Annotated in this window: 24 protein-coding genes; 9 read left to right on the top strand and 15 right to left on the bottom strand. The window is 61.3% G+C overall.

Annotated features, from left to right (window positions below):
• Positions 1-243 precede the first annotated feature (243 nt).
• Positions 244-1263: an IS1595 family transposase gene (locus FGKAn22_RS03210; protein ID WP_425513854.1), complete on the top strand. Its 1020-nt coding sequence runs from the start codon at positions 244-246 to the stop codon at positions 1261-1263.
• On the opposite strand, the gene FGKAn22_RS03205 is transcribed toward FGKAn22_RS03210, so the two are convergent.
• Together FGKAn22_RS03205 and msrA are read right to left on the bottom strand one after the other, a co-directional pair.
• A complete protein-coding gene (locus FGKAn22_RS03205) occupies positions 1211-1828 on the bottom strand; it encodes a hypothetical protein (protein ID WP_212786543.1) in 618 nt (205 codons plus the stop codon). The two genes, FGKAn22_RS03210 and FGKAn22_RS03205, sit on opposite strands and share 53 nt — an antisense overlap.
• A gap of 117 nt (positions 1829-1945) precedes the next feature.
• Positions 1946-2557 carry a peptide-methionine (S)-S-oxide reductase MsrA gene (msrA, locus tag FGKAn22_RS03200; RefSeq protein WP_212786542.1) on the bottom strand — a complete coding sequence of 204 codons (612 nt, stop codon included), beginning with the start codon at positions 2555-2557 and terminating at the stop codon, positions 1946-1948.
• A 286-nt stretch (positions 2558-2843) separates the two neighbouring features.
• On the opposite strand from msrA, the gene FGKAn22_RS03195 reads away from it, so the two are divergent.
• The 4 genes from FGKAn22_RS03195 to FGKAn22_RS03180 all read left to right on the top strand — a co-directional run bounded on the left by FGKAn22_RS03195 (position 2844) and on the right by FGKAn22_RS03180 (position 6515).
• Positions 2844-3359: a cupin domain-containing protein gene (locus FGKAn22_RS03195; RefSeq protein ID WP_212786541.1), complete on the top strand. Its 516-nt coding sequence runs from the start codon at positions 2844-2846 to the stop codon at positions 3357-3359.
• Positions 3360-3471: 112 nt separating this feature from the next.
• The gene (locus FGKAn22_RS03190) at positions 3472-4533 is read left to right on the top strand and encodes an RNA methyltransferase (protein ID WP_246487445.1); all 1062 of its coding nucleotides are present in this window, start codon (positions 3472-3474) and stop codon (positions 4531-4533) included.
• A gap of 85 nt (positions 4534-4618) precedes the next feature.
• A complete protein-coding gene (locus tag FGKAn22_RS03185; protein ID WP_212786540.1) occupies positions 4619-5275 on the top strand; it encodes a 3'-5' exonuclease in 657 nt (218 codons plus the stop codon).
• Positions 5276-5780: 505 nt separating this feature from the next.
• Positions 5781-6515 carry a ZIP family metal transporter gene (locus FGKAn22_RS03180; protein ID WP_212786539.1) on the top strand — a complete coding sequence of 245 codons (735 nt, stop codon included), beginning with the start codon at positions 5781-5783 and terminating at the stop codon, positions 6513-6515.
• Positions 6516-6658: 143 nt separating this feature from the next.
• Here the strand turns inward: FGKAn22_RS03180 and ku (FGKAn22_RS03175) are convergent, their stop codons facing one another.
• The 5 genes from ku (FGKAn22_RS03175) to clpB form a co-directional block, all read right to left on the bottom strand.
• Positions 6659-7549, bottom strand: coding sequence for a non-homologous end joining protein Ku (ku, locus tag FGKAn22_RS03175; protein ID WP_212786538.1), 891 nt, complete (start codon positions 7547-7549; stop codon positions 6659-6661).
• A gap of 8 nt (positions 7550-7557) precedes the next feature.
• Positions 7558-8334, bottom strand: coding sequence for a non-homologous end joining protein Ku (gene ku / locus FGKAn22_RS03170; RefSeq protein WP_212786537.1), 777 nt, complete (start codon positions 8332-8334; stop codon positions 7558-7560).
• A gap of 112 nt (positions 8335-8446) precedes the next feature.
• Positions 8447-11020 (bottom strand): DNA ligase D, encoded by a 2574-nt coding sequence (gene ligD / locus FGKAn22_RS03165; RefSeq protein WP_212786536.1) that lies wholly within the window; start codon positions 11018-11020, stop codon positions 8447-8449.
• Between the two features lie 23 nt (positions 11021-11043).
• Positions 11044-11592 (bottom strand): HPF/RaiA family ribosome-associated protein, encoded by a 549-nt coding sequence (locus tag FGKAn22_RS03160; protein ID WP_212786535.1) that lies wholly within the window; start codon positions 11590-11592, stop codon positions 11044-11046.
• 111 nt (positions 11593-11703) lie between these two features.
• Positions 11704-14289: an ATP-dependent chaperone ClpB gene (clpB, locus tag FGKAn22_RS03155; RefSeq protein ID WP_212786534.1), complete on the bottom strand. Its 2586-nt coding sequence runs from the start codon at positions 14287-14289 to the stop codon at positions 11704-11706.
• Between the two features lie 114 nt (positions 14290-14403).
• Here clpB and nadC point away from each other — a divergent pair, with 114 nt between their 5' ends.
• The 4 genes from nadC (at position 14404) to FGKAn22_RS03135 (ending at position 17688) form a co-directional block, all read left to right on the top strand.
• Positions 14404-15246: a carboxylating nicotinate-nucleotide diphosphorylase gene (nadC, locus tag FGKAn22_RS03150; RefSeq protein ID WP_212786533.1), complete on the top strand. Its 843-nt coding sequence runs from the start codon at positions 14404-14406 to the stop codon at positions 15244-15246.
• Between the two features lie 3 nt (positions 15247-15249).
• A complete protein-coding gene (locus FGKAn22_RS03145; RefSeq protein WP_281411897.1) occupies positions 15250-16062 on the top strand; it encodes a class II glutamine amidotransferase in 813 nt (270 codons plus the stop codon).
• A 50-nt stretch (positions 16063-16112) separates the two neighbouring features.
• Positions 16113-16547, top strand: coding sequence for a thioredoxin TrxC (gene trxC / locus FGKAn22_RS03140; RefSeq protein WP_212786531.1), 435 nt, complete (start codon positions 16113-16115; stop codon positions 16545-16547).
• A gap of 115 nt (positions 16548-16662) precedes the next feature.
• Entirely contained in the window at positions 16663-17688 is a 1026-nt protein-coding gene (locus tag FGKAn22_RS03135; RefSeq protein ID WP_212786530.1) for a GGDEF domain-containing protein, read from the top strand.
• Positions 17689-17691: 3 nt separating this feature from the next.
• Here FGKAn22_RS03135 and FGKAn22_RS03130 read toward each other — a convergent pair whose 3' ends face one another.
• The 8 genes from FGKAn22_RS03130 to FGKAn22_RS03095 all read right to left on the bottom strand — a co-directional run bounded on the left by FGKAn22_RS03130 (position 17692) and on the right by FGKAn22_RS03095 (position 26603).
• Entirely contained in the window at positions 17692-18300 is a 609-nt protein-coding gene (locus tag FGKAn22_RS03130) for a class I SAM-dependent methyltransferase (RefSeq protein ID WP_212786529.1), read from the bottom strand.
• Between the two features lie 16 nt (positions 18301-18316).
• On the bottom strand, positions 18317-19111 hold the full coding sequence (locus FGKAn22_RS03125; protein ID WP_212786528.1) for a tetratricopeptide repeat protein: 795 nt from the start codon (positions 19109-19111) through the stop codon (positions 18317-18319).
• Positions 19112-19127: 16 nt separating this feature from the next.
• Positions 19128-20048 carry an MlaD family protein gene (locus tag FGKAn22_RS03120; protein ID WP_212786527.1) on the bottom strand — a complete coding sequence of 307 codons (921 nt, stop codon included), beginning with the start codon at positions 20046-20048 and terminating at the stop codon, positions 19128-19130.
• Positions 20045-20665 carry an ATP-binding cassette domain-containing protein gene (locus tag FGKAn22_RS03115; RefSeq protein ID WP_212786526.1) on the bottom strand — a complete coding sequence of 207 codons (621 nt, stop codon included), beginning with the start codon at positions 20663-20665 and terminating at the stop codon, positions 20045-20047. Before FGKAn22_RS03115 ends, FGKAn22_RS03120 begins: the two co-directional genes overlap by 4 nt.
• 1 nt (position 20666) lies before the next feature.
• A complete protein-coding gene (locus tag FGKAn22_RS03110) occupies positions 20667-21437 on the bottom strand; it encodes an ABC transporter permease (protein WP_212786525.1) in 771 nt (256 codons plus the stop codon).
• A gap of 162 nt (positions 21438-21599) precedes the next feature.
• The gene (locus tag FGKAn22_RS03105) at positions 21600-24662 is read right to left on the bottom strand and encodes an efflux RND transporter permease subunit (RefSeq protein WP_212786524.1); all 3063 of its coding nucleotides are present in this window, start codon (positions 24660-24662) and stop codon (positions 21600-21602) included.
• Between the two features lie 16 nt (positions 24663-24678).
• Positions 24679-25602 (bottom strand): efflux RND transporter periplasmic adaptor subunit, encoded by a 924-nt coding sequence (locus FGKAn22_RS03100; RefSeq protein ID WP_212786523.1) that lies wholly within the window; start codon positions 25600-25602, stop codon positions 24679-24681.
• A gap of 95 nt (positions 25603-25697) precedes the next feature.
• The gene (locus FGKAn22_RS03095; RefSeq protein ID WP_212786522.1) at positions 25698-26603 is read right to left on the bottom strand and encodes an AEC family transporter; all 906 of its coding nucleotides are present in this window, start codon (positions 26601-26603) and stop codon (positions 25698-25700) included.
• Positions 26604-26617 lie beyond the last annotated feature (14 nt).

Raw genomic sequence — 26617 nt, 5'->3', positions numbered from 1 at the left:
TCTCGCAAAGCAAGTATCGTTCAGCCCCCCTCCAAGCGTCAAGCCAAATTTCATTTCCAGCATCGCCTGAATTTCGGTGTAACTACCCGAAAGGGGATTCTTTACGCCTAAAGCTGGTGATTTTTATTCACGGATCAAGTGAATCGTGGCCTGTTGTTTTTGAGGGCGAGGCCGCTTACGCCCCTGAAATGGCATGGCTGCAGGTACGCATGCTTGGTAGCGAATGGCTCAACACTTTCTTAAATCATCTGGGTTGCGCGACTTCACTGTCGCCGATGGGGAGATCGCGATAAAGTCGTGTGCCCGCATTGCGGTGTTATTGGACGCCATTATTACCGCAGAACAAGAAGGCAATGGCGTTGCGCAGATTGTGATGGTTATTTCTCGGTTACAACTGGCACTCCGTTCCAGGATCGGAAACTTGAATTCAAGCGTCTACTGCTAGGCATAACAGAATATATATCCAGCGCAAATGGAATTTCCCTGCATGCGCTGTCGAGCAAAATGAATGTTCAGGTTAAGACCGCGCAAGCCTTTGTGGGCAAACTGCGTGAAGTAATGTGGGCATCGCGCCCACAAGTTCAACTTACAGGTGTCGTACAAATCGATGGCGGACATTTTGGTGGGCGTCCGCGTCATGGCCGGCTTCGGACAAACTCCAATGCAGCAATCACGGCCCATGTGGAGGATAAACTTCTGAAAAAGAAAAAACGTAAAGGTAGGAGCTTGGCCAATGCTCGTCGTTTCCAGAAGCGTCGTGTCGTCATGGTGCTACGGGAATTACACCCGGATCCCAAGATCGGTGCCACAAAAACTATTGTGGCAATCAGCATGTCGGAGAATGAAGTCGATGCCATCCAGCTTGCCCGGACCTATATCAAGCCAGGTTCGCTAGTGATGACCGATGAAAATCCAGCGTACAACCAACTCTCCTGTTGGTACGAACATAAGACGGTTCAGCATGCAGTGGAGTTTTCTACCGTCGATGGTATCAACGATAATCAGGCGGAGAGTTATTTTTCAAGGTTGAGACGCCATGTCAAAGGTGTGTCGCACCGAATAGAACCGAAGTATATGGCGGATATTGCTGTCGAAATGGCGTGGCGGGAGGATGTGCGGCGCAAAACACATGGGCAGAAGTTCGAGTCCCTGTTAAAGGCAACTTTTTCGCACGGACTGTCCAAGTGGTGGCGCGGATACTGGCAAGGTTTTAAGCGCGACGGTGAGTTACTTTGGGCTGCCATGCAGGCACCGGCTGCGTAACATCTCTGGGAAGCGCCCATAGCCCTTCTTTATTTGGTCCTTTCGTTTCATTTACACGTTCAACTTTACCTTTTGCACGCAAATTTTTTAGCCGATGGCGGACGCAATCGCCTAACGTTCGGAAGCTTTCGCCAGATAGTTCCAAGTCATTATTAGATGCAATGAACGCCGCTATTTCGAGTGTTGATAGTGGACCGCCCCCGGCATACTTGAGACAGTCAAATACGCATCTCGTAATTTCGCCATAAGGCAAAATCCTTTTAGTACTATGGGAACGTATTGGTGGAATGCTCGCAGGATTTATCAGAATTTCATGCATTCCGATGGTGGTATCGATCGCCTGCAAGTCTGCATGTAACGCTTGGATAATTCTGGCTTCAACTGTTTTCTCGTAGGCCAATTGCTCCTTAGCCTGCGCTAATCTAATTTCTGCTTGCGCAACCTCGAGTTGTGCTTTTTCTAGTCGCTCGGGGAGCGACTTTTGCAATTTATTTATTTCTCCAAGCAATCTGGCTCGCTTGTTGATAAGCCAATTCAGAGATGGGGGAGTTCTTGTTTTGCCCATGCCCGGCAGATTAATAAATCTGCCGGGGTACGGAAAGTGCAACAGCTACCACATAGCGCCTTCCATGAGAAAGCCCGGCATCACCGGGCTTTCTCTTTGGCAAACGATACGAACGTCCTATTGATACAACCCCGGGTATCGTTTGCGCAATTGTTCCACCTTGGGTCTGTCGTTGATCACGATGTACGGCTGGTAGGGGTGCTGGGCAAAGTAGTTCTGGTGGTAGTCCTCGGCGGGATAGAACTGCTTTAGCGGCACGACCTGGGTGACGATGGGAGCGGCGTAGGTGCGCGCGGCGGTGAGTTGGCCGATGTAGCCTTGCGCGAGTTGCTGCTGGTCCTTGCCGGCGTAGAAGATCGCCGAGCGGTATTGGGTTCCGTAGTCCGGCCCCTGGCGGTTGAGCTGGGTGGGGTCGTGCGCCACGCTGAAGAACACTTCCAGCAATTTCCGGTAACCGATCTTCGCCGGGTCGAAACTGACCTGCACGGCTTCGGCATGCCCGGTGTCGCCCCTGCTCACTTGCTCATAGGTCGCGGTCGCCGCGCTGCCCCCGGCGTAGCCGGACACCACTTTCGACACGCCCTTCACATGCTTGAACACCGCATCCACACCCCAGAAGCAGCCACCGGCGAACACCGCCGTCTGTTCGGCAGGCGCTGCCCATGCCGGCCCCTGGCTGGCCATGAGGCAAACGCATCCGAGCAGGTAATGTTTGAAGGTACGGTTCATGATCGTTCCTTTTCATTCTGAAAAGTTCACGTATTAGAACGAAGGCGGATGCATAGGTTTCCGCCCACTCGCCTTAAGCGCGATCCCGGCGCCAGGTCGGGCGACAAGGTAACGACTCGAGTCACTTGCTGATTCCATATACATGACAATGCGAATTGATATGTTTGCCGGTTCAACTATATTTCACGGGTGCAATGGCGTTCAGCAAATGCTGGTTACGCAAAGCGGTTGCCTGACCATGCGAGCAACCTTCTCAACCGAATCTCTCATACAGGAGGGAAAAGAAATGACTAAATCAAACCAATGGTCGTTCCCCATGCTGGCCGTGTCATTGGCCCTGTGTCTGCCAGGTCTTGCGCATGCGCAGGTGTCCGCTACCGAACCAGCGGCACGTAACATGGCGGAGATGAAGTTCGGACCGCTCCCCCCGCTGCCGACCTGCGCCTCAGGCTCCGTGCAGGCCGGTGATCCAGCGAAAGGAGCGTTCATCATCCTCGCCAAATTGACTACAGGATGTTCGCTCCCCTGGCATTGGCATACTGCAGGTGAAAATCTGATGATCGTGAGCGGCACAGCCCGAGTGGAGATAAAGGATGGCCCGTCGCAAACACTCCGGGCTGGAAGCTATGTCCAGTTGCCATCTCGGCACGTCCACCAATTCCAGTGCAAGGAAAAGTGCACATTCTTCTTCTATTCTGACGGTGCCTGGGACATGCATTATGTGGATGCGAAGGGAACCGAGATCTCGCCCGACGACGCGCTGAAAGCGGTAAGGGAAATGCCGGCCAAAGCGATGAAGTAGGATCCGGCGCGGTAAGATCGCGTGGCCCCAACACGGGGTCACGCGCCGCACGGCCGGTTGTAGCTTCAGGTAAAATCAGCACTGTTTTTCCCGCAACCCTCTCCAAGTCACTTTGATTCCCGCTTCTCCTTCCCTGACGCGCATTTCCCAGCTTCGCCAGCGCCTGCGCGATCTCGGCGCCAAGCCTTGCCACGAGGACCGTGTGCTGCGCGGCTGGAGCCAAGTCTGCTCTTACGACAGGAAAGGCAGCCCCGCAGAGACTTTCTTTCCGGCGACGCTGCGCAACGAGCTGCCCGCCATCGAGGCGGAGCTGGACGGGCTGGCGCGGCTGCACGGGGAATATCCCGCCGACGACGAAGTGGCGCGGCTGCTGGTGGAGCTGCACGATGGTCAGATGGTGGAGAGCGTGCTGCTGCCGCGCGGCGGGCTGTGCATCTCGACGCAGGTCGGTTGTGCCGTGGGGTGCGTGTTCTGCATGAGCGGCCGCGCGGGACTCTTGCGCCAGCTCGGCAGCGCCGAGATCGTCGCGCAGGTGGCGCTCGCACGCAGACGCCGCGCCGTGAGCAAGGTGGTGTTCATGGGCATGGGCGAACCGGCACACAATCTCGACAACGTGCTTGAAGCGATCGAGGTGCTCGGCATACAAGGCAACATCGGGCACAAGAATCTGGTGCTTTCGACGGTGGGGGATTTGCGGGTGTTTGAGCGCCTGCCGCAGGAGGCGGTCAAACCCGCGCTCGCGCTCTCGCTGCACAGCACCGACGATGCGCTGCGCGCGAAGCTGCTGCCCAATGCGCCGCGCATCCCGGTGGAGGAACTGGTGGAGCGTTGCGAGGAATATGCGCGCGCCACGCACTATCCCACGCAATACCAATGGACGCTGATCGAAGGCGTGAACGACAGCGACGCCGAGCTGGAGCGCATCGTGCAGCTGCTTACCGGCAAGTACGCCATCATGAACTTCATCCCGTTCAATGAGGTGGACGGCCTCGACTATCGTCGCCCTTCCCCTGAACGCCTGGCACGCATCGTCGGCACGCTCAAGCAGCGCGGCATCATCACCCAGTTGCGCGATTCGGCGGGACAGGAGATCGAAGGGGCATGCGGGCAGTTGCGCGCGCGGGCGGTGAAGGAAATGCCGAACAAGTCAAAATCCGTCCAGATAATCAGATAGGCTGGATACCCGCTTTCGCAGGCATGACGGCCTATTCAGCATTGCTATTAAGTAGCCCACTCAATTCAACACAACTATCCCCCATATGAAAAAAACCGCCCCGAGCAAACCTGAGATCGCGCTGATGGAGCCGTTTGCCGGTCTCACGCTGGAGCGCATCCATGTGCCGGCGTGCACGGAAGAGTTCGCGTCCGCCGCGGCCGAGATCATGGCTGCAGGCATCGTCGGATTCGATACCGAATCCAAGCCGACGTTCGTCGCGGGCGAAGTGAGCAAGGGGCCGCATGTGGTGCAGTTCGCGCTGCACGACAAGGCTTACCTGTTCCAGCTGCATCAAGCGGACGGGCATCCTTTCCTGATCGAGTTGCTGCAATCGGAACTTCTGCTCAAGGTCGGCTTCGGCCTGAGATCGGATAGCAAACATATCCACGCGAAACTGGGCGTGAATTTCAACGCGGTGGTGGATCTCAATACGGTGTTCAGCATGGACGGCTACCACAAGGAAATGGGCGTGCGCGCGGCGGTGGGACTGGTGTTGAAGAAGCGCTTCGCCAAGTCCCGGCATGTGACCACATCCAACTGGTCGCAGCCCCGACTCACTTCGCAGCAAATGCTCTACGCTGCAAACGACGCCTACGCGGCGCTCAAGGTGCTGGAAGCACTCGACTTACCACGCGAAGAGTTGCCGATCATGGGCGTGAGCCAGCCCAAAGGACATCCGCGCAATATTGGAGTAGCATGAGCCTTCCTTAACCACGATAAGGAGTTCAATCATGCCCAAGTCACATCACTCCATTAGGGATAAAGACATGAAAAAGGAGCCTCTGATGACGCCGAAGGAAAAGAGGATGGCTAAACGCGCGAAGAAACATGCGCACGATGTCCAACCCCTGATCGCTCCCGAAAATACTCATCATTGAACGCTGATAGCGAAAGCGACCATCGAAGACGGACCATAGTCAGTCACAAAGGAACGAGAAAAAGCCCGGCACTGCCGGGCTTTTTCTTCGTCGTCCCCGCGAATAACCAGCGACTATGCTGGCGTTGAATTGTGTCCTTCGCGGCGAAGCTACCTTGCCCATTACCCCGCAATGAGCAGTAGTGTGTAGGCAAGACTACAGTGGCGGCGCAGGGTAGCCCTACTTCCGTAGCGCCTCCAGTCGCGTAAGATATGTTCGTCCCCATCAAGTGACGCGAGGGCATCAAATGGCATCAAGTCCCCCCCGGATAAATCACTCATTGGTTCCATGAGCGCCATACTGTTTTCAATAGCGACCTTCTTCTCGACTTGTGTCGGCGGTTTTTTTGCGCTCAAGTTCCACGACCGCTTGCACTTCATTCTCAGTTTCACTGCCGGCGTGCTCCTGGGCGTCGTGAGCTTCGAACTCCTTCCTGAGATCTTCAGGCTTTCTCGCGACTCAGGAATTGACGCGACAGGATCAATGGTTGCATTGGTTGTCGGCTTTCTTCTCTTTCACAGCCTTGAGAAATTTCTGTTGATCCACCACGTCCATGAAGCCGATTACGCCACACACCATCATCCCCGGGTAGGTGTTCTATCGGCCCTTTTCCTTGCCGGACACAGCTTCATGGATGGCGTCGGGATCGGCCTCGGATTTCAGGTTTCCCAATCGACCGGGGTCCTTGTTGCCATTGCCGTGATCTCGCACGACTTTTGCGACGGCCTCAACACGGTGAGCCTGATGCTGGTCAACCGCAATACCACTCGTCATGCGATCGCCATGCTTCTGCTGGATTCGGCCGCTCCTGTCCTGGGAACGGTCTCCACCCTGTTTATCCATGTGTCGCCGTCCATGCTGATGCTCTATCTGGGATTCTTCACCGGCTTCCTTCTGTATATCGGCGCCTCGGACATTCTGCCCGAAGCTCACTCTCACAAGCATGCGCCCGTTACCGCAATTCTCATCGGGCTTACCTGTCTGGGGGCGCTCTTTATATTCATTGCATCACGCCTTGCCTGATTGCCCGGCCTTTTGCGCCGTGCAGTCCACTACGGAGTTGGGCAGGCATGGCTGGCTGGAAAAACACGATGTGCTGAACACCCGCACTTTGAAAAAATTGCGCACGCTGCTCAAGAAGACCATGTGAACCTCTAGTTCCCGTACTACCGGCCCCGCGGTTTCCCCCGCGTCGGAGCACGCTCCGGCTTGGATACATGAGCCTGCCGCCCCTGCAGCCGCTCCTTCAACACCTGCATCAGGTCGATCACGTTGCCGGCGGCTTCTGCCGGTGCTGGTTCCTCCGGCGCTTTCAGCACATCGGTGCCGGATTTGAGTTTCGCCTCGATGCGCTGCCTGAGGTTCACGGTGTGCGGGTCGCTCAGCAGTTCGGGATCGAGCTGTTTGTGCATCAGTTTTTTGATTGCTACACGCATTTGCTCCACCGCCTTCTTGTCGGCATGTTGCAGCTTAGGCAGCCCCACCTGCTCAGGCGTGCGCAGCTCGTCGTGGAAACGCAGCGTCTCCGCGCGCAGAATGCCACCCTCGGCGATGATCGCTACCAGGTAATCCTTGCCGTGCATCACGAACGTCGCGATGCCGGCCTTGTGCTCATCCTCCATGCTTTTCGCCAACAGGCGATAGGCCTTGGTCGTATCGCCGTCGGGGACGAGGAAATAGGCGCGCTCGAAATACACCGGGTTGATCGAGCTGAGCGGCACGAAGCGCTTCAAGTCGATCTCGCGCGACCGCTTCGGTTCCAGCGCTTCCAGCTCCTCGTCCTCGACCACCACGTAGTGGTACTTCTCGATCTCGTAGCTGCGCACGATGTCGTCCGGTTCCAGCGGCCGGTTGTCGTGTTCGCAGTAGAACTCCCGCTTGAGCGGCGTGCCTTTGGCGTCCACCATCTTCAGCGCGAGCTTGCCGCTGTGCGCGGGATACAGGCTGACCGGCAGGCTCACCAGGCCGAAAGCGATGATGCCCGACCAGAAGGCGCGCGGCTGCTCCTGCTCCAGTTCCTCTTCTTCGATGTGGTTCGTGTCGTCGTCTTTTGCCATGTCACACCTCACGCTTGTTTGCGCACTTGCCGAATGCTGCTCTCCAGCGCTTGACTCAAATCAATACTCGGTTCGCGCGGTTTGGGCACGTGTTTCTTCACCTGCTTGCCCTGCGCCTTGGCCGCCAGCATCTCCAGCACATGGTCGCGGAATTCGTCGTGGTACTCCTGCGGCTGGAACTCGGACTCCAGCATCTCGATCAGCTGGTGCGCCAGCCCCAGCTCGCGCTTGTCCAGCGGCGGCCCTTCGGGCGGCTTCAATGCCTCCACCGGGACGACCTCCTCGGCGTGGTGCAGCGACATCAGCATGGGGCAGCCCTGATACAACTGCAGCGCTCCCATATAAGATTTGTTGCGCATCACCCAGCGTGCAATGCCTTCCACCTGCATCTCTTCCAGCGCATCGGCCAGCGCGGAGAATGCCGCATCGTTCTCGTCCGGCCCCAGATAATAGGGGCGGTCGTACCAGCGATGGTCGATCGCTTGCAGCGGCACGAAGCTCACGATCTCGATGTCGCGCGAAGGCTGCGGCTCCAGCGCCTCCAGCTCCGCCTTGTCCAGCAGCACGCGATCGCCGGCTTCGGTGATGTAGGCGCGGCGTATCTCCTCATAAGGCACCACCTCGTCTGTCTCCGCGTTGACCAGGTGCTGGTGCACCGGCTCCATGTCCTGTCGGTGCAGCAGCCGGAAGTGCACGTTGCGGTCCTCGACGGCGCCGTACAGCTTCACCGGCACGCGGACCGAATCGAAACGGATCACGCCTTTCCACATGGCACGGATACTCATCTTGCACCTCCTTCCCTGACAAATTCATTTCGCCACGGCTCCACCTTGGTTGAACGACCGTAGGAGCGGGCCCTGCCCGCGACCAGGCAAATATCGCGGGCAGGGCCCGCTCCTACAACTTGCGGTGGTTGCCCCCCGCCGCCTTGAGCATCCCCGCACTCAGCGGCACCGCCGCCTCGAAGAACCCTTCCCACGGGTCCGCCTTCAGCGCCCCAAGCCTGCGCGGCAGCGTCTCCACCGTGTAGTGGTCGGAGCGCAGCGCAGGACTCAGTTCATCCCAGCGCAGCGGCACTGCCACCGGCGCGCGCGGACGGGCGCGCGGCGAGTAGCTGGCGATGGCGGTCGAGCCTCGCGTGTTGCGCAGGTAATCGAGAAAGATCTTCCCGCGGCGTTTCGCCATGGCCACGCTGGTGGTGAGCAGGCGCGGCTCCTCGTGCGCATGCCGTTCCACTACCGCCTTTGCGAATTCCTTGGCCGTGTGCCAGTCCGCGCGGGGTTGCAGCGGCACCACAAGGTGCAACCCCTTGCCTCCGGTGGTGCGGAGGAAGGCGGTCAGCCCCAGCTGCTGCAATCGTTCGCGCAACTCGCGCGCCGTGCGCACCACCTCGCTCCACGCCACCTCGGGCGCGGGGTCGAGGTCGAACACCAGGAGGTCAGGGTGCTCGATGTCTTCCACCCGGCAGCCCCAAGGGTGGAACTCCAGCACGTCGTGCTGCACCAGCGCCAGCAGGTCGGCAAGCGAACGCACATAGGCATAGTCGCGAACTTCATCCTCTTCGCGGATCGCGATGCGCGGCACCGAACCGGCCTGCGTCCTGGGCAGATGCTTCTGGTAGAAGCAGCCTTTTTGTCCATCTCCTTGTGGGCGTCCCTCGGGGCAGCGCACCAGCACCAGCGGGCGCTGCGCGAGATAGGGCAGCACCCATTCGTGGATGGATTCGTAATAGCGAGCCAGCGCCAGCTTGGTCACGCCCTGTTCCGGGTAGAGGATGCGTTCGGGGTGCGTGAGCTCGGCTCCTGCGACATCCACCGCGCCGGTGCCTGCGTGCCGCGCTTGCGTAGTGCTCGCGCGCGCGGCCTCTTCCAGCGTGGCGCCGCCGATGGATTCGATCTCGCCGGGCTCCACATCCTCGCGCACCGCAACGAAGCTGGGCTGGCGCAGCAGGCCATCGCGCGTGCGTTCGACGTACTCGACCGCGACGACCAGCGTCGGCTTCACCCAGTGCACGCCGCGCGAACTGAGCAGCATGGGCGAGGAAGCGAAGGGCGAGTGGTCGATCTCATCGTGCTGCAGTTGCGCATGCAGCTGTTCGAGCTGACGGGCACTGAAGCCGGTGCCCAACCGCCCCGAATATTCCAGCAGTCCATCGCGCGGCGTGCCAAGCAGCAACGCACCGAAGCCGCTGCGCGCACCCGCGGGTGGCGTGTAGCCGCCGACCACGAACTCGGCGTTCTGCCGGCCGCATTTCGCCTTGAGCCAGAGCTTGCTGCGCCCGCTGCGATAGGGCGCATCGGCGCGCTTGGAGACGATGCCCTCCAGACCCAGCATGCATGCCTGCTCGAAGAACTCCGGCCCCTGTCCCTGCACATGGTCCGAATAGCGGACCACTCCGCCGGGCTCGAACGCTGCCGCCTGCAGCAGCTGCGCCAGCGCCTGCTTGCGCTCGGCCAGCGGCAACGCAGAGAGATCGTGCCCGTCCAGATAGACCAGATCGAAGAGTTGATAGGTCAGCTGCGCGCTTTGCTTGCGGCTCAGCGACTCCTGCAGCTCGCGGAAGCTGCTGGCGCCGCCCGCGTCGAGCGCCACCAGTTCGCCGTCGAGGATGGCCTGCTGCACCGGCAATGCTTCCAGTTGCTTGGCCTGAGTTCGCAATCGCGCAGTCCAGTCGTGGCCGTTGCGCGTCATCAGGCGCGCCTTGCCGTGTTCGATGTGCGCCAAGATGCGATAGCCGTCGAACTTGATCTCGTGCAGCCAGGTCTTGCCGGACGGCGCGCTCTCGCTGGGGGTGGCTAACTGCGGGGGCAGGGTGGCGGGGGGAGGTACCTTGCGGGCGCCGGGGAGTTCTTTTGCGATTGGTGGAGCTGGGCGTTGCGGTGGGGATGTTCCTGCCTCGTGAGGATCGCGGTTCGCGGCAATCTCCTCCATGCTGCGGCCGCTTGCCACGCTCAGGTCATCGGGGTGCAGGGTGTGCTGCGGGTGGTCGGTGCGCTTGATCAACAGCCACTGCTTGTTCTTCCCGTGCACATCCCAGTCGCGCATGCGCACCAGGGTCCAGGCTCCCTTGAGCTTAGCCCCGGTGAGGATGAAGTCGATCTGCTCGTCGTCGTTGCGGCCATTGAGTTGCCACAGCCCCACATCCCACAGCATCACCGTCCCGCCGCCGTATTCGCCCTTGGGGATGGTGCCCTCGAACTCGGCATATGCAAGCGGGTGATCCTCCACCTCGACAGCGAGGTGCTTCTCGCCGCTGTCCAACGGCGGACCTTTGGGCAGTGCCCAGCTGCGCAGCACCCCGTCCTGCTCGATGCGCAGATCGAAATGCAAACGCCGGGCGGCATGTTTGTGCATGACGTAGAGATGGGGCTGCACCGCCGGAGCCGCGCCTGCCGGAGCCGTAACAGACGGTTCGGGAGTGCGACGGAAATCGCGCTTGCGCTGGTATTCATTGAGGTGGGGAGTAGCCATCGCCGGCCCCGGCTTAACCGTTGCTATTCAGGCTCGTGGTGATGGCCGATGCTCACGCGCTTCGCCTGCGCCCCCTCGCCCGCGATCTCCTCGATGAACTTGACCTCGTCGCCCTCCTTCAGCTGCTCGAAGCGCGGGCTCACGACATTCGCGCGATCGAAGTAATGCTCGGTGCCGTCCTGTCCGGCGATGAAGCCGATGCCCTCCTCCCGGGAGAGCCGCAGCACGCGCCCAACGCGCTCAGGTGCGTGCACCTTGGTCTCGCGCCGGTTGCGGCGGGCATACTCATCAAGTTGGCGCTTGGCGGCATCGAAGCCGTCTCGCAGGGCGACGAACACGTCCTCGTGATGGTCGCGATTGACCACGATCTCGTGGCCGGGCACGCCGATGTCGATGCGCAGGGTGTATTGCTTGCCTTGATGATGGTGCTTGTGCGGCGCCTCCACCACCACCCGGCAGGAGATGATGTGGCTGAAGAACTCTTCGAGCTTATCCACCTTTTGCCGGATGCGCGCCTCGACAGCCTCGGATTGGGGAACGTCACGTACGGTGATTTGCAAAGGGATCTGCATGATGACCTCCTTTTGATCGTTACATGGACCGGCGACGGTTCCTCGTTTCCTTCTTCAATTCCAGCTTCGCCGGTCGGACTAGTTCGGCCAATTCCCCGGGCAGGAGTTCCCTCACGCCTTGTCGAACCGCATCACCCCGCCCTTGCAGTCCACTTTGATGGTGTCCTTCGCAGCGAACTTCCCTTCGAGGATGGCCTTGGCGAGCTGATTCTCGATCTGCGCCTGGATCGCGCGCTTCAGCGGGCGCGCACCGTACACCGGGTCGAAGCCCGCGTTGGCGACTTCGGAGAGCGCTGCATCGCTCACCTCCAGCTTCATCTCCATCGCGGCCAAGCGTTTCTCCAGGCCGTGCATCTGGATGCGCGCGATGGACTTGATGTTCTTCTCGTCCAGCGCGTGGAACACCACCACCTCGTCGATGCGGTTGATGAACTCGGGACGGAAATAGGTCTTCACCTCGCCCATCACCGCGAGCTTCACCACCTGGTAATCGTCGCCCGACATCTGCTGGATCATCTGAGAGCCCAGGTTGGAGGTCATCACCACCACGGTGTTCTTGAAGTCCACGGTGCGTCCCTGCCCGTCGGTCATGCGGCCGTCGTCCAGCACCTGCAGCAGCACGTTGAACACGTCCGGGTGCGCCTTCTCCACTTCATCGAGCAGGATGACGCTGTACGGCTTGCGGCGAACGGCCTCGGTCAGGTAGCCGCCTTCTTCATAGCCCACATAGCCGGGCGGCGCACCGATCAGGCGCGCGACGGAATGCTTCTCCATGAACTCGCTCATATCGATGCGAATGAGGTGCTCTTCCGAGTCGAACAGGAAGCTCGCCAGCGTCTTGCACAGCTCGGTCTTGCCCACGCCGGTGGGGCCCAGGAACAGGAACGAGCCATACGGACGGTTCGGGTCGGACAGGCCGGAGCGCGAGCGGCGGATGGCGTCGGACACCAGGCGCACCGCCTCGTCCTGACCCACCACGCGCTCATGCATCTTGTCTTCCATATGCAGCAGCTTGTCGCGCTCGCCCTGCATCATCTTGCTCACCGGGATGCCGGTGGCACGCGAGACCACTTCGGCGATCTCTTCGGCCCCGACCTGGGTGCGCAGCAGTTTGTTCTTCTGCGCGCTGCCTTCGGCCTCGCGCTGCGCGGCTTCTTTCAATTTCGCTTCGAGCTGAGGCAGCTTGCCGTATTGCAGCTCGGCCACCTTCTCCAGCTTGCCTTCGCGTTGCAGGCGAATGATCTCGGCACGCACGCGGTCGATCTCTTCCTTCACGGTGGCTGCACCCTGTGCCGCCCCCTTCTCCGACTTCCAGATCTCTTCCAGATCGGCGTACTCGCGCTCCAGCTTCTTGATCTCGTCCTCGATCAGGCCCAGACGCTTTTGCGAGGCCTCATCCTTCTCCTTCTTCACCGCTTCGCGTTCGATCTTCAACTGGATCAGGCGGCGCTCGAGCTTGTCCATCACTTCCGGCTTGGAATCGATCTCCATCTTCATGCGCGATGCGGCCTCGTCTATCAGGTCGATGGCCTTGTCCGGCAGGAAGCGGTCGGTGATGTAACGGTGCGAGAGTTCCGCCGCCGCGACGATGGCCGGGTCGGTGATCTCCACGCCGTGGTGCACTTCGTATTTTTCCTTCAAGCCGCGCAGGATGGCGATGGTGGATTCCACCGACGGCTCATCCACCAGCACCTTCTGGAAGCGGCGTTCCAGCGCGGCATCCTTCTCGATGTATTTGCGGTATTCGTCCAGGGTGGTCGCGCCGATGCAGTGCAGCTCGCCGCGCGCCAATGCAGGCTTGAGCATATTGCCCGCATCCATCGCACCCTCGGCCTTGCCCGCGCCGACCATGGTGTGCAGCTCGTCGATGAACACGATGTTCTTGCCTTCGTCCTGCGCCAGTTCCTTGAGCACGTTCTTCAGGCGCTCCTCGAACTCGCCGCGGTACTTGGCACCCGCCAGCAACGCGGCCATATCCAGCGACAGCACGCGTTTACCCTTCAGCGTCTCCGGCACTTCGTCGTTAATGATCCGTTGAGCCAAGCCTTCAACAATCGCGGTCTTGCCCACGCCGGGTTCGCCGATCAGCACGGGGTTGTTCTTGGTCCGGCGCTGCAGCACCTGGATGGCGCGGCGGATCTCGTCGTCGCGGCCGATCACCGGATCGAGCTTGCCCATGCGCGCGCGCTCGGTCAGGTCGAGGCAATATTTCTTCAGGGCTTCGCGCTGACCTTCGGCTTCCTGAGAGCCCACCGACTCGCCGCCGCGCACAGCGTTGATGGCAGTTTCCAGCGGCGCACGTGTCACCCCGTGCTGCTTGAGCAGCCGCCCGGTCTCGCCCTTGTCGTTAGTGAGTGCCAGCAAGAACATCTCGCTGGCGATGAACTGGTCGCCGCGTTTCTGCGCTTCCTTGTCGGTCAGGTTCAGCAGGTTGGTCAGATCGCGCCCGACCTGCACCTCGCCGCCGTGGCCTTCCACCTTGGGCAGGCGCGACACGGCATCGGTCAGCGCGTTTTTCAGCGCATTGACGTTGCCTCCGGCGCGCGCCAGCAGCGATCCCGCCCCGCTGTCGCTGTCGTTGAGCAGCGCCAGCAGCAGGTGCTGCGGCTCGATGAACTGGTTATCGCTGCCGACCGCCACGCTCTGGGCATCGGACAGGGCTTGCTGCAGTTTGGTGGTGAACTTGTCGAAACGCATGGCGACGCACTCCTCGTGTATAGATTCGAATGTGCCCTAGGTGGGGAGCCAAGCCGGAATTTCAACCCCGCCCCTTCATCTACTATACTGCGCCTATCTTTAGAGGAATGCACCATGCCACTCACGAACCTTGCCCACCACATCCAGGCCAATGTCCGCACCGCTCTCGAGGAGGATATCCGCGACGGCGACCTGACCGCGCAGCTGATCCCGCCCGCCCAGACTTCGACGGCGAACATCATCACGCGGCAGGAGGCTGTGCTTTGCGGCTCGCTCTGGCTGGAGGAATGCTTCCTCACGCTCGACCCGAACTGCGAGATCCACTGGTCCGCGCAGGAAGGCGACCTGGTGCAGCCCAACCAGCAGCTCTGCAGGGTGCGCGGCAACGCCCGCGCGCTGCTCACCGCCGAACGCTGCGCGCTGAACTTCCTGCAGACGCTATCCGCCACCGCCACGCTGACGCGCCGCTATGTCGATGCCGTGGCGGGCACCCAGGCCAGGATCATGGACACCCGCAAGACGCTGCCCGGCCTGCGCATGGCGCAGAAGTACGCCGTGCATACCGGCGGCGGGCACAACCAGCGTACCGGGCTCTATGACGGGGTCCTGATCAAGGAGAACCACATTGCCGCCGCAGGCGGTATCCGCGCGGTGCTGGAGCAGGCGTTCCGCATCACACCGTCGGTCTTCCCGGTCCAGATCGAGGTAGAGAGCATGGCACAGCTCGACGAGGCGCTCAGCGCGGGCGCGCGGCTGATCCTGCTCGACAACTTCTCGGTCGCCGACATGCGCCTCGCAGTCGACCACACCGCCAAGCGCGCCGAACTGGAAGCCTCGGGCGGCATCTCGCTGGAGAACGTGCGCCTCGTCGCCGAGACCGGCGTGGACCGTATCTCCATCGGCGCGCTGACCAAGGACGTGCAGGCGGTGGATCTGTCCATGAGGTTCGGGGACTGACCCATGTGCCAGCTATTGGGGATGAACTGCAACGTCCCCACCGACATCTGCTTTTCCTTCACCGGCTTCCAGAAGCGCGGCGGGGCCACCGACGTGCATGCCGACGGCTGGGGCATCGCGTTCTTCGAGGGCAAGGGAGTGCGCCTGTTCCTCGACCCGCAGCCTTCGGCGCAGTCGCCCGTCGCCGAGCTGGTGCGCAACTACCCCATCCGATCGCTGAATGTCATCGCGCACATCCGCAAGGCGACGCAGGGTATCGTGTCGCTGGAGAACACCCACCCCTTCCAGCGCGAGCTGTGGGGACAGTACTGGGTGTTCGCGCATAACGGCAACCTGCCGCAGTTTCAGCCTGAACTCGACGGCAGCTTCCTGCCCGTGGGCGACACCGATAGCGAGCGCATCTTCTGCTGGCTGCTGCAGAGCCTGCGGAGCCGCTTCGACGACGTGCCGCCCGCCCGCGAGGCTCTATTCGATGCACTGCATGAACTGACCACGCCGCTTGCGGGCATGGGCATCTTCAACTACCTGCTCTCCAACGGCGACAGCCTGTTCGCGCACTGTTCCACCGAACTGAGCTACATCGTGCGGCATGCGCCGTTCGCGACGGCGCACCTGAAGGACGAGGACGTGATGGTGGACTTCAGCGAGGTGACCACGCCGAACGACCGCGTGGCGGTGATCGCCACCCAGCCGCTCACCGACAACGAGCCCTGGATCACCATGCCACCCGGCAGCCTGTGGCTGTTCCATGACGGCGAAGTCGTGGCGCACCGTCTTACCCTACCCAGCCCGTTCAAGTCTCTCTCCGGCAGTTGAAACCGGCCGAAGTGTCCTCATTTACGGGGCATTGCCACGAAAGGAACGCCATGAACGACTCCCTGCATATCGCCTGCCCGCATTGCGACGCGGTGAACCGCGTGCCGGCGAGCAAGCTGAAGTCCCACCCCGTCTGCGGCAAGTGCAAGCAGGCGCTGTTCCAGGCGCAGCCGCTGGAACTCACTGCGGCGAACTTCCAGCAGCACGTCACGCGCAACGACATCCCCGTGCTGGTGGATTTCTGGGCGCCCTGGTGCGGCCCGTGCCGAATGATGGCCCCTGCCTTCGCGCAGGCCGCGCATCTGCTGGAACCGGAGATGCGCCTCGCCAAGCTGAACACCGAAGCCGAACAGGCACTGGCAGGGCGCTTCAATATCCGCAGCATCCCTACCCTGGCGATCTTCAGGGGCGGCCAGGAGATCGCGCGTCAGCCCGGCGCCATGGACGCAACGAACATCGTGCGCTGGGCACGCTCGCAGATTTGATTGGTTTTTTCCGGCTCTGCTGCATGAAAACCTGTTTACTTGCCGGCCCCCCGCGGATAAAGTAGTGACTCGAATGACCACGCCGCAAACAAGGTGATTTCCACTAAGGTTCATCATGAAATATTCCCGTGAACGCGCCGCAAGCGCCGAGATTCTGCGCCTGGCTCTCCAGAAGATGGCGAGCCATCCCGCGGCATTCACTCCGCCGAATTACGCGGTGTGGTATGACTACCTGACCGGCATCAACCCCGCACTGAGCGAAGCAATGAACAATCGGCTCAGCAGCGACACCAAGCTCGACGACGACACCATCGAGAAGTTCTACGCCCAATATGTCTCGGAAAGCGGCGCGGACGTTCAGCAGGTATTGCGCAAGGACATCAAGCAATTGTTGAGCAAACTGGCCGGTTTTACGGCAGAGACCGACCGGCAGGCACTTCACTTCGGCAGCAGCTTGCAGACGTACGGCGACGCACTGAAGGGCAGCCTGGGCACCGAAGAGCTGGACTCCCTGATCAATACCATGGCGGACGACACCGACAAGATGCGCGGCTCGATGCAGCAATTGCAGGCGCAACTGGAGGCCAGCAAGCAGCAAGTGGAGAAGCTGAACCAGGAACTCGAATCGGCGCGCGGAGAGGCGGTGACCGACCCGCTGACCGGCGTCCTCAACCGGCGTGGCTTTGAAATCCGGACCCAAGCCCTCTTTGCCGACGAGATCGCGATCGCCAAGGGATTGTGCCTGCTGATGATCGACATCGACCACTTCAAGAAGATCAACGACACCTATGGCCACCTGTTCGGCGACAAGGTCATCAGCGCGGTTGCCAACACCCTCAAATCGAAGGTGAAGGGACAAGACGCCGTCGCGAGGCTGGGTGGCGAGGAATTCGCCGTATTGCTGCCGGAAACCAACCTGGCGGGAGCACTCGTCGTCGCGGAGCATATCCGCCAGTCCATCGAGAGCGGCAAGATCCGCCGCGTCGACGGCAACGACCAGATCGGTGGCATCACGATATCCATAGGCGTCGCCGCACACGCAAAGGGGGGCGGCCTCGTGGAACTGATGAACCGGGCCGACAAGGCCCTGTATGTCTCCAAGCAAAGCGGCCGCAACCGGGCTACCGTCTTCGGCCAGTAGCACTCAACCGACGGGCTTGCGCGCCACGAGATCGATCAGCGCCGACATTCCGAGGTGTCCCGTACCTTCGCTGATGAAGTCGTCGTGCTCGCGCAGCTGCAGGATTTCCATGTCGGCGAACGCCTCGCGCAACATCTCCTCGGTGTAGAGATTCTCGACCTGTGACGGCCCGCCGGTGCGGTATTCGAGCTGGCGCGGCGTGTATCCCTGCACCAGTAACAATCCTCCCGGCTTGAGGCAAAGCTTGATGCGCGCGAACATCTGTTCGCGCATCCCCGGCGGCGCGAACTGGATGAAGATGGCGACGACCAGGTCGAAGCGGTTCTCACCCCACTCCCATCGCATCAGATCGGCCTGCTCGAACTGCACTTTCATGCCGCGCTGCTCGGCCAGTCTCTTCGCTTTTTCCAGCGCCACCGGCGACGCATCCACCGACAGCACTTCCAGCCCCTGCTGCGCCAGCCACACGCCGTTGCGCCCTTCGCCGTCCGCCACCGCCAGGCAGTTCATGCCGGGCTTGAGCAACTCATGTTGCGACGCCAGGAAGGCGTTCGGTTCGGTGCCGAAATGGTAATCATCTCCCGCGTAGCGTTCGTTCCAGACGTTATTCATGGGTCTCTGCAGGTAATCAGGGGGCTGACGGAATTGGAGCGGGCGCATTCTTGCGTGCGGCTTCATGCACGATGAAAGCGCGACGTGCATGGTGCGCCGCTTCCTCGTCACGCCCAAGACGGGTCAATACGCGCACCATACCGTTCAGATCCTCTTCTATCCGGTTGCTCAAACCGAGCGACTTATCCAATTCGAGTGCGGCCCGGTAATGCAGCAAGGCCGCGTCATGCCGCGACAATCTCTCTTCGGCGGCGGCAACGATCCGCAAAGCATTGGCCTGTTCTTCCTTGCCTGCTTCCCGGGCTGACGCGGCAGGTTGCGCCAGCTCCAGTGCGGCAGCCGCATCGCCTTTGAGCAAAGCCAGGCGTGCCTTCAATACATCTATGCTCAAGTGCAATGCGCAATTCCCTTCGCACTGCTTGTCGGCGAGGGCCAGCACCGGCACGGCTTCGTCGCTTCGCCCCAGGTCTGCGAGTATGACTGCCTTGCGGAAGGCAGCAGTGATCCGCCACTCCGGAGGATACACACCTGTCTGGTCAAGCAATATCTGATCGAGCAGTTTTATTGCGGCGGCATCATCGTGCAGCCGGTGAGAAACCGTTGCGAGGCTGACCAGGGCACTCGCCGAACCATCCGCGTCATCCAGCGACTGATGCAGTGCAACGGATCGGGCAAACAATATCCGCGCATTGACCAGGTCTCCCGTCTGCAATGCGCGCCGGGCATCCTTATCCGCTGTCTGCGCCCGCTCCAATGCCAGCGGCAGGCGCGGCGGCGGGCTGCCGCATGCGGCCAGCAAGATAACAGACATGATCAGCACGAACGATCTAATCATGGCTGTCCATCTTTACCGGGCCGCTTTCCGGTACCGGCATCATGTTTTTTACGGGCCAACTCGTGCTCACCCCCTCCACAATGTCATGCGTTTCTCCTATCAATCCCGGCAGCTCGGGTGCCGATTGCTCCACTGCGCTCCTGATCGTCTCGCTGGTCTGCTTCAGGTTGTCCAGGGTGTCATCCGCCTTGCGAACCAGAACCGGCAGAGACTGTTCGAGTTGCGTTGCCATACTTTCGGCGCGCATGCTCGTTTGTCGCAACGAGCGCAGCATGGGCACCACCTCCCCGGTCACGCCGGCGTCTGCCTGTTCGAGCAAACTATCGAGTCGATTGCGCGTGGCGCGGACCTCCACAGAGAATTCCCGCAGGTTCTTCAGTGTCTGGCGCACATCCCCTTCGGGATCGTTCAGCATCTGATGCAGATCACCGAGGATCGGCAATAACCGGTCGCGCAGCTCCAGTGCCACATCTTCCACTCCACCCGTCCGCTCAAAGCGGATGGTCCCGCCGGGCGCCAATGCATTTTTGCGTTCCGAGCCGCGGCTGATCTCCAGGATGACATCGCCGCCGATCAGGCCCCCTTTTGTCAGCCGCGCCACGGCATCTTCCTTGATCAGCGGAAGATATTTCTGCTCGATGGCCGCCTCGACCTGAACGCGCCCGACTTCATCCAGAGAAAGATCCTTGACGGTGCCGACCTTGAATCCGCTCAATTTCACCGGCATCCCTTCACTCAGGTCCTGCCCGCTGTCTGCGACAAAATATACGGAGGATTTCGGGGTGAAGACCCCCTTCTTCACCCCCGCCATCACAAAGGTCAGCGCAATACCCGATACGGCCAGCACCAGGAAAATGGCAGCCCTGCCGAACAGGTTTTTAAAACGCTTGTCCTTGTCCGCCAATAACGTCATACCGGCCTCTCGATCATCTTCCAGGGCAATTCGGTTTCACTATCTGCCACGACCAGCACTGCCCGCCCCTGTTCGGCATAAGTCTCCAATGCAGCCGCCCACCTGGCACCCAGGCCTGGCTCGATGCCTTTGAACAGTGCGGCATCCACAACCAGCACCAGCGGACTTTGCACCAGCCCGCGCAACAAACCGGCCAATTTGCGCTGCCAGGATGTCAGCCTGTCCGGTGGAGACTCCATGAATCCCACCCATTCAGCCTCGACCATTCCCAGCGCTGACAGCCAGTGAGCGACCATCTGCTCCGTCTCGGCCACCGCGTGACTGGCGTGATACCACAATGGCAGCGTTACGTTCTCCCAGACTTTCAGGTTGCTGATCAGTCCGCCATTCGCGGCGACCCAACCAACGCTGCCCGCTCTGTTTTCATCCAGCGGCACGCCTTGCAGCAGTACTGTACCCTCAGCGCATTTTCTCTTGCCTAGCGCCACGCCTATCACCGCGTCCTTTTCGGCCTCCGAAGCCACTCGCAGCAGGCGAGTTTCGCCCTCATGCAAGGTGAAGGAATACGGCCCCAAGTCTGCGAACATCACTGCAGAAAACTGGAAAAGGGCCGTCATATCAAAAGAACAACATCGTGATCACGCCATCACACGCGAACACGGCCAATAGACTTCGTATCACCGCACGGGAGGCCGCTTTGGGTATCTCTGTCAGTGCGCGCTTGACCGCCAGACCGTAGTAGCAGGAAACCACTGACACAATGACACCAAAACAGATGCTTTTCAGGAGAGCGGTAGCTATCTCGAGAAAGCTGATCGTGTCGAAAAAATTGGCGACCTCGTTCATCAACGCAATGTCGAGCATCCAGGCAGTCACCGCCATACCGGTGCCGATCGACACCACCTGAAAATAGAAAGCCAGCGCCAGGCTGGCGAGGGTCATGCCCAGTATTCTCGGCATGGCCATATAGGAAACGGGGGACACCGCCATGCGCCGCAGATAGTCGATCTCGCCATTGACCTGCATCGCGGCCAGTTCGCTGGCAATGGCCGAACTGCTGCGACTGATGATGACGATGGCCGCCAGCAACGGTCCCAGTTCGCGCACGATTATCCAGATCAGCACATGCAACGTCAGCAACTCGTTATGCCCGACCAGGTTGTGGACCTGGATCACCAGGATCAGCCCGGACAGAAACCCGATGGCACCTACGTAACCTATGGACTGGATACCGCTGAAATACAATTGCTTGTAGAAGGCGTGGCGAACCGGCAGTTTCGATATCGCGGGCAGACTGCCGAAAGCTTGCCATGTCAGTGCCAGACCGTCTCGAACGAATAAACCCTGCCTGCCCAGCCTGTACTGCAATCTTTGCAGAGAGTTCTTCATGGATTGCCCCCGCGTTCCACAGAGTCAATGATGTTGCGCGTCGTCCATGCATCGGCGCAAACAGGACGGTGGCGTGCGGGACTAGTAAAGCATAGTGCTCAATTTGGGAGTAGTAGGTATCTCCCTCATATTGAGGTTGCGGACGATCGCAAGACTACTCGCTCATGCGTGTGCGTGCCTGCGTTTGAACCAGCGACTCAGGAACTGCACCACATCGTCCACGTAGGTGAACACCACAGGGATCACCAGCAGGCTGAGGAAGGTGGAGGTGATCAGGCCGCCGATCACGACGATGGCCATCGGCGCGCGGAAGCTGGGATCGACGCCGATGCCGAGCGCGACCGGCAGCATGCCGGCGCCCATCGCCATCGTAGTCATCACGATGGGGCGCGCGCGCTTCTTGCAGGCGTCGATCAGCGCCTCGGCACGGTTCATGCCGCGTTCTCGCCGCGACACGATGGCGTATTCGACCAGCAGGATGGAGTTCTTCGTGGCGATGCCCATCAGCATGATCAGGCCGATCATCGAAGGCATGGACAGCGCGGTATGCGTGACAAACAACGCGAGGAACGCTCCCGGCACCGACAAGACCAGGGCGGCCAGGATGGTCACGGGCTGCACGAAGTCCTTGAACAGCAGCACCAGCACGATATAGATGCACAGGATGCCGGTCAGCATCGCCAGCCCGAAACTTGCGAACAGCTCGGCCATCGCCTCGGCGTCGCCGACCGTGGCGACGGTGATGCCGCGCGGCAGTTCTTTCAGGGTGGGCAGCGCCATCGCCCGCGCCTCGACTTCGCCCAGCGGCTGCTGGTTGAGCTCGATCTCGAAATTGATGTTGCGCATGCGGTCGTAGCGGTCGATCTGCGCGGGACCGCTCTCGATGCCGATGTCGGCGACGTTGCCCAGCATCACCGGCCCGTGCTTGCCGTGCACCACCAGCCGCGACAGCAGTTCGATGTCCTGGCGAGCATCGGCGCGCAGCTTCACGACGACCGGTATCTGCCTGTCAGACAAGTTGAGTTTGGCCAGCGCCTGGTCATAGTCGCCTGCGGTGGCGATGCGCAGCGTGTCGGCGATGGCGGCCGAGGTCACGCCGAGGTCAGCGGCCTTGGCAAAATCCGGCCGCACCACCAGTTCGGGGCGCACCAGACTGGAGGTCGAGGTGACGTTGCCGATGCCGGGTATCGTGCGCAGGTCGCGCGCGACCTTCTGCGCATGCTCCTCCAATGCCTGCCCGTCCTCGCCCGCCAGCACCAGCACGTATTTCTCGTTCGACGAGGCCAGCCCGACCTTGATGCGCACGCCGGGCAACTCGGCCAGCGCCTCACGCAACTGTGCCTCAATGGCCTGCTTGCTGATGTTGCGCTCCCTGCGCGGCGTGAAGTTGAGGGTCAGCGTCGCCTTGCGCACATCGCCGCCGGCACGCGGCGCGAACGGGTCGCCGCCCGAGCTGCCGCCGCCGATTGCGGTGTAGATCAGTTTCACATGCGAGTTCTTCTCGATAAGATGGCGCGCCTGCTCTGCCATGCGGTAGGTGTCCTCGAAACGGCTGCCGGGAGGCATGGTGAGGGTCACCTGCGACTGAGACAGATCGTCCGGCGGCATGAAGCCGGTGGGCAGCAAGGGTACCAAGGCAAACGAGCCGAAGAAGAATACCGCCGCGCCGAACGTGGTGAGTACCCGGTGCTTCAGACAGAACGCCGCCCATTTGAGGTAAAGCACGATCCACGACGGCAGTTCGTGCGCCGCGCGCGCCCGCAGGATATAGGCCGACATCATCGGCGTCAGCATGCGCGCAACCACCAGCGAGAAGAACACCGCGATGGCCGCGGTCCAGCCGAACTGCACGAAGAACTTGCCCGCCACGCCGCTCATGAAGGCGGTCGGCAGGAACACGGCGATCAACGTGAAGGTGGTGGCGATCACCGCGAGCCCGATCTCGTCGGCTGCTTCCATTGCCGCCTGGTACGGCGTCTTGCCCATCTCCAGGTGACGCATGATGTTCTCGATCTCGACGATGGCGTCGTCCACCAGCACGCCGACCACCAAAGACAGCGACAGCAGCGTCACCACGTTGATCGAGAAACCCATGAGGTACATCACGGCAAAGGTCGGGATCACCGCCAGCGGCAGCGCGGTCGCAGCCACGACGGTGGCGCGCACGTTGCGCAGGAAGGCCAGCACCACCAGCACCGCGAGCGCCGCCCCCTCGTACAGCAGATGCATCGAACCTTCGTAGTTCTCAGCCACCGGATCGACGAAGTTGAATGCCTCGGTGATGACGACATCGGGATGGTCGGCCTTCAGGCGCTCCAGCACCTTCGCCACCCCCCCGGCGACCTCGACCTCGCCGTAGCCGCGCGCGCGGCTGATCTCGAAGCCGACGACCTCGCGGCCGTTGAGCAGCGCGGCAGCGCGCCGCTCGGCGATGCTGTCTCTCACTGTGGCGATCTGGTCGAGACGGACGCTGCGTCCGTCCGGCAGGTGTATCTGCATGGACGCAAGCTGTTCCGCGGTAGCGACCGTCGCGATGGTGCGCACCGATTGTTCGCTGCCGCCAATGTCGGCGCGCCCGCCGGAAGCCTCCTGCTGGATGTCGCGCAGCTGCTTGGAAACGTCCGCCGCGGTCGCATTCAGCGCCAGCAGCCGGGCGGGGTCGAGCTCGACGCTCACCTCCCGCGTCACGCCGCCGACGCGGCCCACCGCGCCGACGCCGCGCACCGCCAGCAGCGATTTGGTCACGGAGTTGTCGACGAACCAGGACAACTCCTCTTCCGTCATGCGCGGCGAAGAGATGGTATAGGTCAGGATGGGCAGGCCGCTCAGCTCGACCTTGGCGACGGACGGGTCGCGCAGGTCGCGCGGCAGGTCTGCACGGACGCGGGTCACGGCGGCGCGCACGTCGTCCACCGCCTCCTGCGTGTTCTTTTCCAGACGGAACTCGGCGGTGATGATGACGGTGCCGTCGAGTATCTTGGTGTACAGGTGCTTCAGCCCCTGCGTGTTCGCCAGCGAATTCTCCAGCTTGCGCGCGACCTCGGTCTCCATCTGCGCTGGCGAAGCGCCGGGCAGCGACGCATTGACCGTGACCATCGGCAGATCGATGTCCGGAAACTGCTGGATCTTCATCGCATTGAAGCCCATGATGCCCATCAGCGTGAGCATCACGAAGGCGAGCAACGCGGGGATGGGATTACGAATCGACCAGGAGGAAACGTTCATCGCCGTCTCGACGGTGCTATTGGGCGGAGGTGAGGCGAACGACATCGCCATCCGTCAGGAACGCCCCGCCCGACTCCACGACGGAGACACCGGGCTCCAGGCCGGAGGTGATCTCGATGCGGTCACCGGAGCGCTGGCCGATGCCGACCTTGCGCTCCTGCACCCTTCCGTCCGGCGCGATGACGTAGACATAGGCTGCGCCATCGTGCTGCACCACCGCAGATTGCGGGAGCGTCTGCGCGATCGTGTGCGCATCTCCCAGCATGATCTCGCCGCGCGCGAACAGCCCGGCGATCAGGCCGGCGTCGTTCGGCAGGTCGACCAGCGCATGGCCGTACCGGGTCTGCGGATCGACCGAGGGCGAGATCGCCCGCACGCGGCCCTTGACGGTGCGGCCCTCGCCCACGGTGATCTCCGCGGACATGCCCTTGCGCAGCAGCATCAGTTCGTCGGCGGTCAATTCGGCGCGCCATTCCAGGCGGCCCTTGCGGATCAGCCGGAAGAGTTCTGCACCGGGCTGGACCGTCGAACCCACATTGGCGTTCGCCGCCGAGATCACGCCGTCGTCGGGTGCTATGACACGGCCCTGTATGTAATCCCCGCCGGAATGCGTGCGGTTGCCCAGCGTCACCAGCACGTCACCCTGCCTCACCCGGTCGCCGATACCGGCCTTCACCTCCATGATGCGCAGGCCCGGCAGTTGCGCGCTGATGACGGCCTCCTGCCACGGAAGCACGCTGCCGTTGGCCGCCAGCACCCGCGTCCACTGTGCCGGCGCAGTCTGCACTGCGCGCACCGTCAATGCAGGTTTCGCGGCCGGTTTCGGCGCGGCCTGCGTCGCCTCTTTTTTCGAACAGGCGGACAGAGCGCCCACCGCCAGCAAGGCGGTCAGTGCAACGGCCTTGATGAGGCGGCCTTTATTCAACTTGAATATTGTCATCAGCATTTCGACTTGTCCTTACCAGTGCGTGGCGATGGGCCTTGCCAAGTGCGCAATTATGAAGCATCCCGATACCGAAAGTTATGCCGTTGCGATCAAACGCCGGAAAACCACCGCCACCAGCCATACAGCGTGACGAATGAAAGGAGCAGCCCCATCGCCACCATCAGGTTCGCCAGCGGCGGGTCGAGGTCGTGCTCCGAAGCCACGATGGCCGCCGTGATCATCGGCGGCATCGCCGCCTCGAACAGCGTGACTTGGATCGTCTGCCCGTGTGCGCCGAGCAGTTGCACGTAGAGCAGGTAGATCGCCAACGGCGCGAGGATCAATTTGAAGCCCAGCCCCAATGCCAGGTTGCGCCCGTGTTCCGCGACATGCCCCAGGCGCAGCTGCATCCCCACCGACAGCAATGCCAGCGGCGCGAGCGTATCGCCGAGACGTTTCAGCAAGGCAGTGAACCACGGCGCATACTCGACGGGGATCAGCAGCAAGGCAATGATCAGTGCGATGAACGGCGGGAACAGCGCGATGCGCTTGGCGATCTCCACCGCCGTCGGACGCCCCGACGAGTAAATGCCCGCTACGGTGATGCCCAGCACGGACAGTGCGAAGAACGAGCCGAGTTGGTCGGCCACGATGGCCGTACCAAGACCGCTTGCGCCGTAATACGCCTCGACCATCGGCAATCCGAAGAACGAGGTATTGCCCAGTCCGCCGACCACGATCAGCGCCCCTGTCGTGGCGCGCGGCAGTTCCAGCCAGCGCCCGATGAGCCAGAAGCATCCCGCCGATAGTCCGAACACCAGCCAGGCCATCGCCGCGACCAGCAACACGTCGCCTGACAATCTTAGATCGTGGATGTAAAGCAGCGTCAGCGCAGGCAGCGAGACGTGGATGATGAAGCTGTTGAGCGTCGCCGGTGCGTTGTCAGGCATGCGCCGGAAGCGGCGCAACAACACACCTGCGATGAAACAGAAGATGAGTAGAAGCAGGTTATTCATTGCGGCCGGAAGTC

The organism is Ferrigenium kumadai (genome assembly GCF_018324385.1).
Lineage (GTDB): Bacteria > Pseudomonadota > Gammaproteobacteria > Burkholderiales > Gallionellaceae > Gallionella > Gallionella kumadai.
Note: the sequence above shows the minus strand (reverse complement) of the source record. Positions and strands in the feature narration are given on the sequence as shown.